This window comes from Pseudomonas sp. So3.2b, assembly GCF_019464415.1.
GTDB lineage: Bacteria > Pseudomonadota > Gammaproteobacteria > Pseudomonadales > Pseudomonadaceae > Aquipseudomonas > Aquipseudomonas shahriarae.
In genome coordinates this window covers 5,024,252-5,040,047 of the sequence record NZ_CP080494.1, presented here as the reverse complement: position 1 = coordinate 5,040,047, position 15,796 = coordinate 5,024,252, and the positions used below count along the sequence as shown (strand labels likewise).

11 protein-coding genes and 2 tRNA genes are annotated in these 15,796 nt (G+C 60.6%); 3 read left to right on the top strand and 10 right to left on the bottom strand.

Annotation, left to right across the window (positions count from 1 at the left end; all coding sequences use genetic code 11):
• Window position 1: 1 nt before the first annotated feature.
• From K1X80_RS22630 to rimO, 4 genes are all read right to left on the bottom strand, one after another.
• Window positions 2–463, bottom strand: a complete 462-nt coding sequence (locus K1X80_RS22630; protein WP_057439364.1) for a DUF1456 family protein — start codon at window positions 461–463, stop codon at window positions 2–4.
• A gap of 66 nt (window positions 464–529) precedes the next feature.
• The gene (locus tag K1X80_RS22625) at window positions 530–1,240 is read right to left on the bottom strand and encodes an rRNA pseudouridine synthase (protein WP_120734065.1); all 711 of its coding nucleotides are present in this window, start codon (window positions 1,238–1,240) and stop codon (window positions 530–532) included.
• A 128-nt stretch (window positions 1,241–1,368) separates the two neighbouring features.
• Window positions 1,369–1,839 carry a GNAT family N-acetyltransferase gene (locus K1X80_RS22620; protein ID WP_120734063.1) on the bottom strand — a complete coding sequence of 157 codons (471 nt, stop codon included), beginning with the start codon at window positions 1,837–1,839 and terminating at the stop codon, window positions 1,369–1,371.
• 103 nt (window positions 1,840–1,942) lie between these two features.
• Entirely contained in the window at window positions 1,943–3,283 is a 1,341-nt protein-coding gene (gene rimO, locus K1X80_RS22615; RefSeq protein ID WP_120734061.1) for a 30S ribosomal protein S12 methylthiotransferase RimO, read from the bottom strand.
• A 308-nt stretch (window positions 3,284–3,591) separates the two neighbouring features.
• Here rimO and K1X80_RS22610 point away from each other — a divergent pair, with 308 nt between their 5' ends.
• Both K1X80_RS22610 and K1X80_RS22605 read left to right on the top strand, forming a co-directional pair.
• On the top strand, window positions 3,592–5,493 hold the full coding sequence (locus K1X80_RS22610; RefSeq protein ID WP_057958632.1) for a potassium transporter Kup: 1,902 nt from the start codon (window positions 3,592–3,594) through the stop codon (window positions 5,491–5,493).
• 325 nt (window positions 5,494–5,818) lie between these two features.
• Window positions 5,819–6,937: an amidohydrolase family protein gene (locus tag K1X80_RS22605; protein WP_162947766.1), complete on the top strand. Its 1,119-nt coding sequence runs from the start codon at window positions 5,819–5,821 to the stop codon at window positions 6,935–6,937.
• Between the two features lie 93 nt (window positions 6,938–7,030).
• On the opposite strand, the gene K1X80_RS22600 is transcribed toward K1X80_RS22605, so the two are convergent.
• The 4 genes from K1X80_RS22600 to K1X80_RS22585 all read right to left on the bottom strand — a co-directional run bounded on the left by K1X80_RS22600 (window position 7,031) and on the right by K1X80_RS22585 (window position 11,580).
• The gene (locus tag K1X80_RS22600) at window positions 7,031–8,311 is read right to left on the bottom strand and encodes a virulence factor family protein (RefSeq protein ID WP_057958634.1); all 1,281 of its coding nucleotides are present in this window, start codon (window positions 8,309–8,311) and stop codon (window positions 7,031–7,033) included.
• On the bottom strand, window positions 8,311–10,953 hold the full coding sequence (gene mprF / locus K1X80_RS22595) for a bifunctional lysylphosphatidylglycerol flippase/synthetase MprF (protein ID WP_220172516.1): 2,643 nt from the start codon (window positions 10,951–10,953) through the stop codon (window positions 8,311–8,313). The genes K1X80_RS22600 and mprF overlap by 1 nt, the downstream gene beginning before the upstream one ends.
• A gap of 279 nt (window positions 10,954–11,232) precedes the next feature.
• Window positions 11,233–11,309: transfer RNA gene (locus K1X80_RS22590), tRNA-Met, on the bottom strand.
• Window positions 11,310–11,503: 194 nt separating this feature from the next.
• Window positions 11,504–11,580, bottom strand: a tRNA-Met gene (locus K1X80_RS22585).
• Between the two features lie 291 nt (window positions 11,581–11,871).
• On the opposite strand from K1X80_RS22585, the gene dinB reads away from it, so the two are divergent.
• A complete protein-coding gene (dinB, locus tag K1X80_RS22580) occupies window positions 11,872–12,930 on the top strand; it encodes a DNA polymerase IV (RefSeq protein ID WP_057958636.1) in 1,059 nt (352 codons plus the stop codon).
• A gap of 137 nt (window positions 12,931–13,067) precedes the next feature.
• Here the strand turns inward: dinB and K1X80_RS22575 are convergent, their stop codons facing one another.
• Window positions 13,068–14,021, bottom strand: coding sequence for a hypothetical protein (locus K1X80_RS22575; RefSeq protein WP_169989567.1), 954 nt, complete (start codon window positions 14,019–14,021; stop codon window positions 13,068–13,070).
• A 20-nt stretch (window positions 14,022–14,041) separates the two neighbouring features.
• A complete protein-coding gene (locus K1X80_RS22570; RefSeq protein ID WP_220172515.1) occupies window positions 14,042–15,757 on the bottom strand; it encodes a proline--tRNA ligase in 1,716 nt (571 codons plus the stop codon).
• Window positions 15,758–15,796: the final 39 nt, after the last annotated feature.

Below are 15,796 nucleotides of genomic sequence, written 5' to 3'. Positions count from 1 at the left end.
CTTACGCGCGAACCCGCAGGGTCAGGCCCTTGAGGAAGTTACGCAGCAACTGGTCGCCACACGGGCGATAGTTGGTGTGGCCGAACTTGCGGAACAGTGCGCTCAATTCCGGCTTGGACACCGGGAACTCGGCCGCCTTGAGGATGGCGTGCATGTCGTCTTCCTTGAGCTCGAAGGCCACGCGCAGCTTCTTGAGGATGATGTTGTTGGTCACCGGGGTTTCGATCGGCTGCGGGGGACGGCTTTCGTCCTTGCCGCGCTTGAAGATCACCAGGCCATCGAGGAAGTGCGCCATGACTTCGTCGGGGCAGAACACGAAGCCTTCTTCCTCGTCTTTCTTGAGGTAGGTCAGCAGGTCGTCCTTGGACACTTCCATGCCGCCGATCTTGATGATCTCGACCATCTTGTTGTCGCTGATGTCGAGCATGTAGCGCACGCTGCGCAGTACGTCGTTGTGAATCATGGTGGGCAATCCTGGTATTCGACTGTAGACATCGCCCGGGCGGGCGATCTCGAGAAATAGGGTGGCTTAGAACTTTTCCTTGCCGGACATGTAGCGCCATTGGCCGACCGGCACCTTGCCGATGGACACGCCGCCAATGCGGATGCGGCGAATGGCCACAACCTTCAGGCCAATGGCTTCGCAGAACAGGGCGATGATGCCGGGCTGCGGGTTTTTCAGGGCAAAGCGCAGGCGGTTCTCGTTCTGCCAGCTGGCTTTGACCGCCGGCAATTCCTTGCCTTTGTACATCAGGCCATGGGCGAGGCGGTTCAGGCCGTGCTCTGCCACGTCGCCGGAGACCTCAACCACATACTCCTGCTCGATCTTGGCGGCATCGGCCGTCAGCTTGCGCAGGATTTTCCAGTCCTGGGTAAACACCAACAGGCCGCTGGCCTTGGCCTGCAGATCGGCGCTGGCGGTCAGGCGCAGGAAGTGGCCCTTGAGCGGGCGCTTGCTGAAGCGGTGCTCTTCAGACAGGGTTTCGGCGCTCAGGGACTGCATCGCGCTGTCGACATCCACACCAACCGGTGCATGAAACAGGATAGTCACAGGCTCTGGAGCCGTGGCCTTGGCCTCGGGATCAAGTTCGACTTTTTGTGTCGTGACCTTGAGCTGTGGCTCATCAATCACTTCGCCATCTACCGAGACCCAGCCGCCTTCGATGAACAGCTCGGCCTCCCGACGGGAGCAACCGACCAGTTCGATAAGGCGTTTGGAGAGGCGTATGGGGTCAGTCATGACAAGGGCCGTAACAAAAGGGGGCGGCTATTGTACCTGCCTGGAGCCGGTTAATCCCGGCCCCATTTCGCCGCAGTTGCTTTTTGTGGGCGCAGGCAAGCCAGCGCCAACATTTGATTTGGGCTGTGTCAGCCGCTGCGTGTTTGCTGCACCTGGCGCAAACGCATATGCAGCAACGGATAGGGCTGGCCCATGCCGTCATGCTCGGTGCGCCCGATCACTTCAAAACCCTGCTTGAGGTAGAAGCCCAGGGCCTGGGGGTTTTGTTCGTTGACGTCCAGTTCATCGGCATTCATCGACGTAACCGCATACTGCAGCAACTGCTGCCCCAGCCCCTGGCCCCGGTAGTGCGGGTCGATAAACAGCATTTCCACCTTGCCCGCCGCAACGCCGGCAAACCCGGTGATCCGCTGGCGCGCGTCCTTGGTGCAGATCAACATCACGGCATCCAGGTAGCGCGTCAGCACCAGGTGTCTCAGGCGCTCAATGTAGCTATCCGGCAGGAAGTCATGGGTGGCTCGCACCGAGGCCTCCCAGATCCGGGTCAATTCCGGATAGTCGCTGGTTTTCGGGGTGTGGATAACCGAGTGCTGGTCCATGCCCGCTGCTCCTTGCTGCTTGTTGGCGGTGATGGGGCAAACGATAGACCTAAAAAAGCCCCGCATCTTGTCCAGAAGCAGGGCTTTTTCAATTTTTTACCGCTTAGTCGCGTTTTTGCGCCCAGAGGTCGTACTCGTCGGCGTCGGTGACCGTGCACCAGACCTTGTCGCCGGGCTTGAGGCCGCTGGCATCGTCGATAAATACATTGCCGTCGATTTCCGGCGCGTCGAAGAAGCAGCGGCCGACCGCGCCTTGCTCGTCCACTTCGTCGATCAGCACTTCGATTTCCTTGCCGATGCGCAGTTGCAGGCGGGCCGAGCTGATGGCTTGTTGATGGGCCATGAAACGCTCCCAACGCTCCTGCTTGACGTCATCCGGCACCACCGCCAGGTCCAGCAGGTTGGCCGGGGCACCTTCCACCGGCGAGTACTGGAAGCAGCCGACGCGGTCCAGTTGGGCTTCGGTCAGCCAGTCCAGCAGGTACTGGAAGTCTTCTTCGGTTTCGCCGGGGAAGCCCACGATAAAGGTCGAGCGGATGATCAGGTCCGGGCAGATCTCGCGCCAGTTCTTGATCCGCGCCAGGGTCTTGTCTTCGAAGGCCGGGCGTTTCATGGCCTTGAGCACTTTGGGGCTGGCGTGCTGGAACGGGATGTCCAGGTACGGCAGGATCTTGCCGGCGGCCATCAACGGGATCAGTTCGTCGACGTGCGGGTACGGGTACACGTAGTGCAGGCGCACCCACACACCCAGGCTGCTCAGGGCTTCGCACAGTTCGGTCATGCGGGTTTTCACCGGCGCGCCGTTCCAGAAACCGGTGCGGTACTTCACGTCGACGCCGTAGGCACTGGTGTCCTGGGAGATCACCAGCAGCTCTTTGACCCCGGACTTGACCAGACGCTGGGCCTCGTCCAGTACATCGCCCACCGGGCGGCTGACCAGCTTGCCGCGCATCGACGGGATGATGCAGAAGCTGCAACTGTGGTTGCAGCCTTCGGAAATCTTCAGGTACGCATAGTGACGCGGGGTCAGCTTGATGCCCTGGGGTGGCACCAGGTCGATCAGCGGGTTGTGGTCCTGGCGCGGCGGCACCACATCGTGCACGGCGTTGACCACCTGCTCGTACTGCTGCGGACCGGTCACCGCCAGCACGCTTGGGTGCACGTTGCGGATATTGCCTTCTTCCACGCCCATGCAGCCGGTGACGATGACCTTGCCGTTTTCCTTGATGGCTTCGCCGATCACTTCCAGGGACTCTGCCTTGGCCGAGTCAATGAAGCCACAGGTGTTGACCACCACCACGTCAGCGTCCTGGTAGGTGGACACAACGTCGTAGCCTTCCATGCGCAGTTGCGTGAGGATGCGCTCGGAGTCGACCAGAGCCTTCGGGCAACCCAGGGAAACAAAGCCAACCTTTGGGTTGGCTTTTGCGATGGTGGTGGACATGTCTAACCTCGGTATTGAATGACGCCGCCAGTCGGGCACGACAGGGCAACGGATGGGCACTTGATGTGCCTCTGATCAAAAAGTGCGCAATTCTAGCGACGGGAAACGCGCTTGACCAGCTTTATGCAGGGAAATACGACGAGTGCTGCGTTATGCTGCGCGCCGTTGCATCGGGGTAGATCGGTAGTCAACAAATAATCTGTTACTAGAAGTACAGCAGTACACGCTGTGTATAGCTTGGCGTTGGGCTTAAGTGTATAGCTGTGCTGCTTATAGAAGACCTCAGGTCAAAAGGGCGGGAGTGGTTGATGGGTCAGGTAAATAGTCAGGCGGCAGGTGCCGGGCACTCCAGCGCAAAGCCAATCGGCATGTTGGTGGCCGCGGTCGGGGTGGTTTATGGCGATATCGGCACCAGCCCGCTCTACACCCTTAAAGAGGTGTTTTCCGGCAATTACGGGGTCCAGGTCAATCATGACGGCGTGCTGGGGATCCTGGCGCTGATTTTCTGGTCGCTGATCTGGGTGGTGTCCATCAAGTACATGTTGTTCGTGCTGCGCGCCGACAACCAGGGCGAGGGCGGCATCATGGCTCTGACGGCGCTGGCCCGACGGGCGGCGGGCAATCACCCGCGGCTGCGCAGTTTCCTGGTGGTGTGCGGCCTGTGCGGTGCGGCGTTGTTCTATGGCGACAGCATGATCACCCCGGCGATTTCCGTGTTGTCGGCCATCGAGGGCCTGGAACTGGCGTTCGACGGCCTGAAGCATTGGGTCGTGCCCGTGGCGCTGGTGGTGCTGGTGGGGCTGTTCCTGATCCAGAAACATGGCACCGACCGCATCGGCAAGCTGTTCGGGCCGGTGATGGTCACCTGGTTTTTGGTGCTGGGTGGCCTGGGTATCTATGGCATCGTCCAGCACCCTGAAGTGCTCAACGCGATGAACCCGATGTGGGGCGTGCGCTTCTTCATGGTCCACCCGGGTATCGGCGTGGCGATCCTCGGCGCCGTGGTGCTGGCCTTGACCGGTGCCGAAGCGCTGTATGCCGACATGGGCCATTTCGGCCGCAAACCCATTGCCCGCGCCTGGTTTATCCTGGTGCTGCCGGCCCTGGTGCTCAACTATTTTGGCCAGGGCGCGATGCTGCTGGGTGACCCCGAGGCCGCGCGCAACCCGTTCTACCTGCTGGCGCCAAGCTGGGCACTGCTGCCGCTGGTGGGCTTGTCCACCCTGGCCACGGTGATTGCTTCCCAGGCGGTGATTTCCGGTGCGTTCTCGTTGACGCGCCAGGCAATCCAGCTTGGTTACATCCCGCGCATGCATATCCAGCACACCTCCAGCGCCGAGCAAGGCCAGATCTACATTGGCGCGGTGAACTGGTCGCTGATGGTTGGCGTGATCCTGCTGGTGCTGGGCTTCGAGTCTTCGGGCGCCCTGGCCTCGGCCTACGGGGTGGCCGTGACCGGAACCATGCTGATGACCACGATCCTCGTCTCCGCGGTGATGCTGCTGCTGTGGAAATGGCCGCCGGTCCTGGCAGTCCCGGTGTTGCTGGGCTTTTTGCTGGTGGATGGCCTGTTCTTTGCGGCCAACGTGCCGAAGGTAGTGCAGGGCGGTGCGTTCCCGGTATTGGCGGGGATCGTGCTGTTTGTGCTGATGACCACCTGGAAGCGCGGCAAGCAATTACTGGTGGAGCGCCTGGACGAGGGCGGGCTGCCGCTGCCGATCTTTATCAGCAGCATCCGCGTCCAGCCGCCCCATCGCGTGCAGGGCACGGCGGTGTTCCTCACCGCCCGCCCGGACGCGGTGCCCCATGCCTTGCTGCATAACCTGTTGCATAACCAGGTGCTGCACGAGCAGGTGGTGCTGCTTACGGTGGTCTATGAAGATATCCCGCGCGTCCCGGCCCAGCGCCGCTTCGAGGTGGATTCCTATGGCGACGGTTTCTTCCGCGTGATCCTGCACTTTGGCTTTACCGATGAGCCGGACGTACCCGAAGCCCTGAAGCTGTGCCATCTGGACGACCTGGACTTCAGCCCCATGCGCACCACCTACTTCCTCAGCCGCGAGACGGTCATCGCCTCCAAGCTCGAAGGCATGGCGCGCTGGCGTGAAGGGTTGTTTGCTTTCATGCTGAAGAACGCCAATGGCAACCTGCGCTTCTTCAAGCTGCCGGTGAACCGGGTGATTGAGTTGGGCACCCAGGTAGAAATGTAGGCCGTGTTGAAAACAGAACCGCGATGGGCTGTATGCCATCGCGGTTTTTTTTGGCCTGTCGATCCTTGGTTGAATCATCGCCTTTTAAAGCCTGGGGGGTGTGCTAACGTCTTTTTATCCAAGTTTGTCGTCTGGCCCATGAGGATCCACTTACTAGGGGAAGCCAAAGATGAAGCGCACGCTCTCAGGATTGGTGTCAGGCATCACGCTTTTAGTTGTAGGTTGTTCGTCCAGCAGCATTGATATACCGCCCGTCGTCCCCCAGGCTTTGCCCTTTGCCGACGCTCACTTCCACCCTTCCAATTACGCCTATCAGGGCGTTTCGTTGAAAACCCTACTGTCAGACTATTTATCGGCCAGTGTGGTCCGTTCGGTGGTGATGCCGCTGCCGTTGCAGCAGCGCTGGGACAGTTTTGAACACTATCAGGTGATGGACCCTTCCGGTCGTTTGTATGGCGCCAACTACTACATCGGCCCCAAGGCGGACTTGTACTATTACGCCTTCGCGGACGCGATGTATGCCAGGGAGTACCTGCAGTTGTCAGCGGCGGATCAGGGGCGGCTGGACCTTATGATTACCGGCTTCAACCCCATGGACCGGTATGGGGCCCAGCACATCAAGCGGGTGCTGCTGACCTTTCCGGGGGCGTTTGCCGGTATCGGTGAGTTCACGGTGCACAAGGAGTTGGTGTCACGCAAGATCGCCGGCGAGACCATCCGCAGCACTGCCACCGTGCCGCTACCCGCTGACCTCGATAAGAAAGGCACGATGTCGCTGTATGCCCAGTCCCTGGTAGATCTGCTGAAGGTGGCCGAAGAGACCGGTCTGGTCGTGACGCTACACAACGACTTGTACCAGACCGAAGTCAACTACGACGGTACGGTGGAGGATGTCTTCCCTGGCCGGACCTATGAGGCGGCCCTCAAGCATTTGTGCAGCGCGGCCCCCAGTGCTTCGGTGATCTGGGCGCACACCGGGCTGGGGCGCTATGTAAAACCGACGTCCACCCACTTGAAGACCGTTGCTCGTATTCTCGACAGCTGCCCGGCATGGGTAGTGGATATTTCCTGGGATCTGGTCCAGGAAAATATTATTCACCCCGGACCTGGCATGCCGCCCGTCAATGAGTGGATCGGCTTTTTCAATCAGTACAGCAGCCGGGTGTTATGGGGCTCCGATACCGTGATGTTCAGCAAGAACACGCTAGAGTTGCCGGACAAGGTGGTACCTGGCCAGCGCCTCACGGTCGAGCAATACCTGGCGCTTCCCGAGTTGATCCGACCGCTGTTCAGTCGACTGCCACCTGATGTCGCGGAAAAAATCAGTCACGGCAACTACGTGCGTCTGTTTGATGAAGCGCGGCGCAAGGTGCGAGCCTGGGAGGCCAGTCACGCGCAGGATGATGTGTGGGATCTTTCCGGACCGTCGGCAGCGGTGCGCTGAGGCCCACTAAAAAGCCCTCGTTACCGTGAGGCAGCGAGGGCTTTTTGTTGTACGGCGATTAACCTGCAATGGGATCTACGGTAGGAGCAGACGTTACTCTGCCTTGACCTGACGCTTCTCGATGATATCCACCAGGCGCTTGGCCAATGCCGGGTAGTTCTCGTCGAAGTGATGGCCGCCCGGTAGCTTCATGGCTTCGCCCACGGCGGTCTTGTCGGTGCAGCCGCTCTCATCGACTTCTTCCTCACCGTAGATGCACACCACTTTGGCCGCTGGCAGCTTGGCCATTTCCGGGCCGGTGGCGGCTTCCTTGCCGGCGTTGCCCAGCCAGCCTTCCACTTCGATCTCGAAGCTGCCGGTGCGGGCAAAGGCCAGCAGGATAATGGCGTCGACCCGCTGCTGTTCGGCTTCCGGCAGGCGGTTGTAGATAGCTGGCAGTACATCGGCACCGAACGAGTAACCCGTCAGCACAAAGCGTTTGGTGCCCCATTTCTGCCGGTAGTGCTGCATCAGTTCGGTCAGGTCTTTGGCGCTCTGTTCCGGGCTTTTGTGCTGCCAGTAGTAGCGCAGGGTGTCGACGCCGACCACCGGGTAGCCGATCTTCGCCATCTCGCCGGCCACGTCGCGGTCCAGGTCGCGCCAGCCGCCGTCGCCGGAGAGGAACAGGGTCACGGTGTCCTTGGCCTGGCCGGCCGGTACTTCGACCACCGGGATCGCCAGGCCGCCATTGTCCGAGCCCACCAGTTGCTTGCGCAGTTCATTGTTCAGCACTTGCGGGTAGTTGATGTCGTAGTCGCTGATGCTGGTGGTGGCACGCGGGGTGTCGCGTACGAAACTGGCGCTTTCGTCGTCGGGGTTGTCGTTCCAGGCCACCAGCCAGTTGCCGTGGGCGGCGGTCTTGGGCAGTGGGTCCGTGCAACCTTCCTGGACCAGGGCAAAGCCCACCGAGATGGCGTTGGCCTTGTCGTCGTTCTGCGTCGCCAGCCAGCGCCAGGCCAGGCCGGCGCCAGGGCCGATGCCGCTGACCAGGGTGGCCGGGCCCTTGAGTTGGCCCAGCGCCGCTTGCAGGGCTTGTTCCTGCAGTTTGCAGTCTTCCTTGGGCAGGATCACTTGCACGATCTGCGCGCTGCCGCCCTGGCTCAAGGCAATCAGTTGATTATCGGTCAGGCTGGCGTCGGCCATCACGGCGACCGCTACGCGGGCCTTGGTGGGGGTACCCGGTGTTACGCGGGTCATGCTCGAGCCGTCGGCCTGGGGCAACTGTTCCAGGGTCGGTTGGGGGGCAGGGCGATTCCAGTACCAGTAGCCGCCACCGAGGATCAGGGCCAGCACCACCAGACCTGCCAATACATACCGCCAGGAGCGTCGAATCATCAGCGTTTCACCAATCCAGTCAAGCCGCCTGCGATCAGGGCGGCGGTATCGGCCAGTGCCACCAGCGGATCAAGTCCTGCGGGCACGGCCATGTAGCGAGGTTCCCAGTCAGGCTGGAACTTGTCTTTGAAGCGGCGCAAACCTTGGAAGTTATACAGTTGCTCGCCACGGCGGAATACCATCGAGCCCAGGCGCTGGGTCAGCGGTGCGCCACGACGCGGTTGCAGGCCCGACAACGGCACCATGCCGAGGCTGAAGCGTGCATAGTTGTGGCTTTTATAATGCTGGATCAAGCCGACCATCATGAACTCCATGGTCAGCTTTGGTGCGTCGGGGTGCGCGCGCATCAGGTCCAGGCTGGCCAGGTCATGGCTGTAGGTCTCCAGCAGGTTGGCGAAGGCCACCGGCTGCCCCTCGAAGCGAATCACCGCGATGCGAAAATGCTTGAGGTATTCATCGCTGAAACGGCCGAGGGAGAAGCCCTTTTCCCGCACGTTCTTGCCGGTCAGCCAGGCATCGGAAATGACTTTCAGCCCGTCCATGGGCGCCTGCCCCGGCTCGAAGATTTCCAGAGACAGGCCGTCCCGCGTCCCGCGGTTCCAGGTGTAGCGCAGGTCCTTCATCTCCTTGCCCTTGGCTTCCAGGTCAAAGCGCTTGAGATCGACCCGGGCTTCTTCGCCCAGCTTGATCGCCGTCAGGCCGATATCCATATAGAAGGGCAGGTTCTCTGCGCGCACCTGGTAGAACACCGGGCGGGCGTGATGGATATCGCACAGGTCGCGGAACTGCCAGATCATCTCGGCCCTTGGCTGGGTCGGGCCGATCGGGTCGTACAGCGCCACCAGGCTACGGCCACGGCGGGCATACATCAGGAAGGCTTCGTCGTTGGGGTGGAACAGTAGGGCCTTGTCGCCGGTCAGGGCCAGGCCGCCGTCGGGTTGCGACGAGGCCATCAGGATCTTGGTGGCCCGCTCCAGCTCATCGGCGCTCGGCAGGTGGATCACCGGGCGTGCGGTGCGCAACAGCCAGGTCAGCGAGACAATCACCAACAGGATTGCGGCGCCCAGCAGCGAGCGCAGGCCACGCGGGGCGTTGGCGTCGAGGGTGAACTGCCACCACAGTTGATGGCTATAAGGCACATCCTGATAGGCAAACAGCAGCAGCCAGATCGACGCACCGAGCACGCAGACGCTGGCCACCAGATACAGCGGCGAGAACGGCAACTCGGTCAGGCGGCTGGCGCGGTAGAACGAGCGCCGGAAGATCGCCAGCAGCACGGCGGTGGTGGTCATCAGGCTGGCTTCTTCCCAGTCGAAGCCTTTGAGCAGTGAGAGCAGGGCGCCCACCAGCAGCAGCACCATGGTCAGCATCCAGGCTGCCGACAGGCGTCGACGCAGGCCCTGGGCCAGCAACAGGCACAGCACGCCGATCAGGCTGGCGCCAAAGTGCGACGCGTCAATCAGGCGGTGGGGAATCAGGAAGCCGATGTTTTCCAGGCGTGAGTCGATTTCCGGGGTGGCGCCGGAGAACAGCAGCACCACCCCGGACAAAAAAACCAGCACGGCCAACACCGGTGCCGCGAGGCCCGAGGCCACCCGCAGGCTCTGCTGGGTCTGGAACAGACGCTGAGCCTCGCTGATCAGTAGGAAGATGCATGCGATCAACAGCGGCAGCACCACGTAGATCATGCGGTACAGCAGCAGTGCGGCGGCCAGCGGCGCGGCGCCGAGCGTGTCGGCAAATGCGGCCAGCAGGATCGCTTCGAATACCCCGACGCCGCCTGGTACATGGCTCAGGACACCGGCGGCAAGCGCCAGCAGGTAAACCAGCAGGAACGGACCGAATGGCGGCGCTTCTGGCAGCAGCAGATAAAGCACGGTAGCGGCAGCGGCGACGTCCAGGGCGGTGATGATCAATTGCAGGAAGGTCAGTCGGCGCCCTGGCAGGCGCAAGGTGCGGCGGCCGACTCTGACTAGCAGGTTGTCGGGGTAGGGTTGTTCTGGCGTTCGACGGCGATAAATCCCGATACACAGTACGACCGAGAGTAATAGCACCGCACCGGCGATTGCGCCGAGCAACGTTGCGGGCAAGTGCAGGGCATTGGAGGCGGCGGGCAGGTTGCTCAGGGTGGCCAGGGCGGCGAGTGGCGGTAGGGCGCAGCCCAGGGCCAGGCTGGCAAACACCGTCATCCGGGCAACTTCCGAAGCCCCGATGCCATGCCGTGCATATAAGCGGTAGCGCACCGAGCCGCCGGACAGCATCGACAGGCCAATCGCATTGCCAATGGCGAACGCGGTAAAGCCGCCATAGGCCAAAGTCTTGGCCGGCAGTTTTACCCCTGCGTAGCGTGCGCCGGAAAATTCGTAGCCCAATAGAATGATGAAACCGGCGATCGCGGCGGCGAAGGCGCCCAGCAAGGCGGGCTGCGGCACCTCCAGGATCGAGTCGTGGAGGGCGTAAAGATCCAGCTCCAGGAGCAAGTGGCGGCAAGCGATCAAGGCAATGGTAAACAGCAGCAAAGTGACTGCCAGCCCAATGGGTTGACGATACTTGCTCAACCGATCCAGCCAGCGCAGACGGGTGGGGGTGATCGGTTGTGTGGCTGTGACAGTGTCTTGTGGTTCAGACGAATTGGCGCGCATCAATCACCTCGTGGATTGTGCGCGACAGGATGGGGGTATCCAGCCAAGTTACCAATCCCTATGTACAAAATAATTACAAATAGTAACGCGGATCACCGGGGCCGGCGACAGCGTCCATTGGTCGCGCAAGGGTGTGCTCGGTACTCGAGCATGGCCTGCAATTGGATGGAGTCCGAAACCCATGAGCGGTTTCCTGAAAGATGCCATGCCATTGTTTCAAAAGAACTTTTCAGTCAGACACAAAAAAGGCCACTCTTTCGAGTAGCCTTTCTTGATGTTTGGTTGCGGGAGCCGGATTTGAACCGACGACCTTCGGGTTATGAGCCCGACGAGCTACCAGACTGCTCCATCCCGCGTCTGTGGGCGGCATTCTACAGCGCAACGACGAGGTGTCAACCGTTAATGGCATAAAGGGCCAAATAACTGCAAATTAGCCTAAGTGCTCGATTGAACACGACTTTTCACTGCGTCGGCATATTGCATCCGGCGGCAGGGCAAAAACCTGCGCGCACAAAAAAGGCCACTCTTTCGAGTAGCCTTTCTTGATGTTTGGTTGCGGGAGCCGGATTTGAACCGACGACCTTCGGGTTATGAGCCCGACGAGCTACCAGACTGCTCCATCCCGCGTCTGTGTGTCGGCATTCTACAGAGGAATGACACGGTGTCAACCGCGGATTCAAAGAAAAGCGCTTGTGCTTCAATCGCTTAGCTCTCCAAATCAACTGCTGGAAGGGTTTGCGGCCAGTCTGGCCGTGGCTTCCAGCTCTATTGGGGCGTGTTCTTCGATTGAGAAAATAAATTCATCCGGGCTTTTTCCTACCGCTTTGTCAGATGATTCAAAGTACTGGTGCTATATACAGGTGTGAATGCGATACTGGCGATCCGTCCACTTTATGTCCTGATCACGCCTCTCTTTATATGACGCAGCGCAAAATCATCCACGTCGACTGTGACTGCTTCTACGCTGCCATCGAAATGCGGGATAACCCGAGCCTGGCGCAAAAGCCCCTGGCGGTAGGTGGCTCGGCGGACCGGCGCGGGGTGATCGCCACCTGCAATTACGAGGCGCGGGCCTACGGCGTGCGGTCGGCCATGTCCTCGCGCCATGCGTTGAAACTGTGCCCCGACCTGACCATCGTCAAGCCGCGTATGGATGCCTATAAAGAAGCATCGAAAGAAATCCACACGATTTTCCGTGAATACACCGATCTGATCGAACCGTTGTCGCTGGACGAAGCCTATCTGGATGTTTCCGATTGCGCGCATTTCGGCGGCAGCGCCACGCGTATTGCCCAGGATATCCGTCGGCGGGTCTCCAATCAGTTGCATATCACGGTTTCTGCGGGGGTGGCGCCGAACAAGTTCCTGGCCAAGATCGCCAGCGACTGGAAAAAGCCCAATGGACTGTTTGTGATCACCCCGGATCAGGTGGAGGACTTTGTTTCGGCGCTGCCCGTGAGCAAGTTGCATGGCGTCGGCAAGGTCACTGCTGAAAAACTGGCGCGGCTGGGAATAGAGGACTGCCTGCAACTGCGCGAGTGGAACAAGTTGGCGCTGGTGCGGGAATTCGGCAGTTTTGGTGAGCGGTTATGGAGTTTGGCGCGTGGGATTGATGACCGTGCGGTGCATAACGACAGCCGCCGGCAATCCATCAGCGTAGAGAATACCTACGATGTCGATCTACCGGACCTGCCCAGTTGCCTGGAAAAACTCCCTGAGCTGATGGAGACCCTGGCCGGGCGCATGCAGCGTATCGACAGCAGTTATCGGCCGGGTAAACCCTTTGTCAAAGTGAAGTTCCATGATTTTACCCAGACCACCCTGGAACAGGCGGGGGCAGGGCGGGACCTGGAGAGTTACCGGCAGTTGCTGACCCAGGCGTTCAATCGCGGGGGTAAGCCGGTGCGATTGTTGGGGATTGGTGTGCGCTTGCTCGATTTGAGCATGGGCAATGAACAGCTGGAGCTGTCCTGGTAGACGGCTGGAGGTGGGCCTTATGTGGGAGCGGGCTTGCCCGCGATGGCAGTGGGTCAGTCGAATAAATCTAACCTGACACTCCGCTATCGCGGGCAAGCCCGCTCCCACACAAGCCCGCTCCTACATTGAGTGCTGCCTCAGCGGGTACCCGGGTCAGCCACCAGCCGGCCGCCATCCTGGGTCAGTGCCTTGAGAAACTCCTGCTGCAACTCCGGATCATTGCGCGTCAGTTCAATCAGGCTCTGTTCCAGTTCGCTGGCTTCTTCTTCCAGGCCCAGTTCCGACAAGCGCTTGACCCGATGCACCCATTGGCTGACTTCGTCATCCTCCAGGTCGTCGTAGATCAAGGCATGGGCTTCCAGCAGCTTGCCGCGCAAAGTGGTGCTGATGGCCAGGGATGAGTCCGAGTGCACGTCGTCCTGGGCATCTTCAATGCTGATCCGCAAGGTGCGGACCTGGCTCAGGTCCTGCTCGGCAAACGGGCTGTCCAGCAGGTTCAGGCGCAGGACGCCATTGCGGTCGGTGGTCATCTCGTGGGTCTGCTTGCCGGCCTTGACCTGCACCGGTCGCTCGCTCCACGGCAGGCTGGTGTACTCCAGGCGGCGGTCACGCTGGATTTCGTCGATGCCTGCCAGGTTCTGCTGCGCCCGGCCGTGTGACTGCACGTTCATGAACGGGTTGAGCCCGGCCACGCCGTAACTGATCCAGTCATGGGTCATGCTGTCGGGCAGGTTGCCCAGGGCAAAGATGTTCGCCACGTTGGCCCCGGCGCCCGCGACTACTGCCACGGCACCCAGCGGGATCTCATAGAGTTCGCGCCAGGGCTGGTAGGGCGTGTAGCGATCATAGTGGCGCGTGACTTCAAACTCAGTGACTTCGAAAGTCCGCTGTTCATGAATACGCACGCGGCGTTGCGGCAGCTCAAGTACTTTGGGTTCGCCGACATCAATCTGCAGGCTGTGGTCGAGCAACTTGCGCTCGATCCGTTCCTCGTGCTCGCTACGCTGCGACATTTGATTGGCGCAGCCGCTGACCAGCAGGGCGCCGCACAAGGCGGCGCCCCCCAGGGCTTTGGTGTTTCGCTTGAACATGACTTCTCTTGATCTGGTTTTCAGCGACGAATACGCGCCTGAAGGAAGGGCAGCACGTCAGCCACCGGCAACGGTTGGGCTTCGGCTTCGGTCCGGCTCTTGTATTCCAGATTGCCATCGGCCAGGCCGCGGTCACTGACCACGATCCGGTGAGGGATGCCAATCAGTTCCATGTCGGCAAACTTGATGCCCGGGCTGGTTTTCTTGTCGCGATCATCCAGCAGCACTTCGAAACCGGCGGACGTCAGTTCGGCATACAGTTTGTCGGTGGCTTCGCGAACCTGCTCGGTTTCGTAGCGCAGCGGTACCAGGGCGATCTGGAACGGCGCCAGGGTGTCGCTCCAGATAATGCCTTTGTCGTCGTGGTTCTGCTCGATGGCAGCGGCCACCACGCGGGAAACGCCAATGCCATAGCAGCCCATTTCCAGGGTCACCGGCTTGCCGTTTTCGCCCAGCACTTCGCACTTCATCGCCTTGCTGTACTTGTTGCCCAGCTGGAAGATGTGCCCCACTTCGATGCCGCGCTTGATTTCCAGGGTGCCCTTGCCGTCCGGGCTTGGATCACCGGCCACCACGTTGCGCAGGTCGGCCACGGTTGGAACCGGCAGGTCACGCTCCCAGTTGACGCCGAAGTAGTGCTTGTCGTCGATGTTGGCACCGATACCGAAGTCGCTCATCAGCTCGACCGAGCGGTCGATGATGATCGGCAATGGCAGGTTCAGCGGGCCCAGGGAGCCGGCGCCGGCGCCAATGGCGTCACGCAGTTCGGCGTCCGAGGCCATGACCAGCGGGCTGGCGACGCCAGGTTGCTGGGCAGCCTTGATTTCGTTGAGTTCGTGGTCGCCACGGATCACCAGGGCGATCAACTTGCCTTCTTCCTCGGCATGCACGATCAGGGTCTTGATGGTCTTTTCAATCGGCAGATTGAATTTTTCGACCAAGGCCGCGATGGTCTTGGTGTCTGGGGTATCGACCAGGCGCAGTTCTTCAGCCGGCGCAGGACGGGAAGTTTCCCGTGGCACCGCTTCGGCTTTCTCGATGTTGGCCGCGTAGTCGGAGCCGTCGCTGAAGACGATATCGTCTTCGCCGGACTCTGCCAGCACGTGGAACTCATGGGAACCCGCGCCGCCGATGGAACCGTTGTCCGCTTCGACCGGGCGGAATTTCAGGCCCAGGCGGGTGAACACGTTGCAATAGGCCTGGTGCATGCGGTCATAGGTGACCTGCAGCGAAGGCTGATCGGCGTGGAACGAATAGGCGTCCTTCATGATGAACTCGCGGCCACGCATCAAGCCGAAGCGTGGGCGGATTTCGTCACGGAACTTGGTCTGGATCTGATACAGGTTGAGGGGCAGCTGTTTGTAGCTGCTCAACTCGTTGCGCATCAGGTCGGTGATCACTTCTTCATGGGTCGGGCCTGCGCAGAAGTCGCGACCATGACGATCCTTGAAGCGCAGCAACTCAGGGCCGTACTCTTCCCAGCGCCCGGATTCCTGCCACAGTTCAGCCGGCTGAGTGCTCGGCATCAATACTTCCAGAGAGCCGGCGGCGTTCATTTCTTCGCGAACGATCGCTTCGACCTTGCGCATCACCTTCAAGCCCATGGGCAGCCAGGTGTACAGGCCAGAGGCCAGTTTGCGGATCATACCGGCGCGCAGCATCAGCTGGTGGCTGATCACGACCGCGTCGGAAGGCGTTTCTTTCTGTGTGGCGAGCAAATATTGACTGGTGCGCATGGTAGGCCGTTGTCGGTTGCTTGGACTTGAAGTGACCTG

What these genes read in the sequence shown, in the direction of transcription:
- rimO (WP_120734061.1), bottom strand. Translation starts at nt 3,283, where the DNA reads ATGTCCACCACCATCGCAAAAGCCAACCCAAAGGTTGGCTTTGTTTCC.
- K1X80_RS22600 (WP_057958634.1), bottom strand. Translation starts at nt 8,311, where the DNA reads ATGATTCGACGCTCCTGGCGGTATGTATTGGCAGGTCTGGTGGTGCTG.
- K1X80_RS22575 (WP_169989567.1), bottom strand. Translation starts at nt 14,021, where the DNA reads ATGTTCAAGCGAAACACCAAAGCCCTGGGGGGCGCCGCCTTGTGCGGC.
- K1X80_RS22610 (WP_057958632.1), top strand. Translation starts at nt 3,592, where the DNA reads ATGGGTCAGGTAAATAGTCAGGCGGCAGGTGCCGGGCACTCCAGCGCA.
- dinB (WP_057958636.1), top strand. Translation starts at nt 11,872, where the DNA reads ATGACGCAGCGCAAAATCATCCACGTCGACTGTGACTGCTTCTACGCT.
- mprF (WP_220172516.1), bottom strand. Translation starts at nt 10,953, where the DNA reads ATGCGCGCCAATTCGTCTGAACCACAAGACACTGTCACAGCCACACAA.
- K1X80_RS22570 (WP_220172515.1), bottom strand. Translation starts at nt 15,757, where the DNA reads ATGCGCACCAGTCAATATTTGCTCGCCACACAGAAAGAAACGCCTTCC.
- K1X80_RS22620 (WP_120734063.1), bottom strand. Translation starts at nt 1,839, where the DNA reads ATGGACCAGCACTCGGTTATCCACACCCCGAAAACCAGCGACTATCCG.
- K1X80_RS22630 (WP_057439364.1), bottom strand. Translation starts at nt 463, where the DNA reads ATGATTCACAACGACGTACTGCGCAGCGTGCGCTACATGCTCGACATC.
- K1X80_RS22625 (WP_120734065.1), bottom strand. Translation starts at nt 1,240, where the DNA reads ATGACTGACCCCATACGCCTCTCCAAACGCCTTATCGAACTGGTCGGT.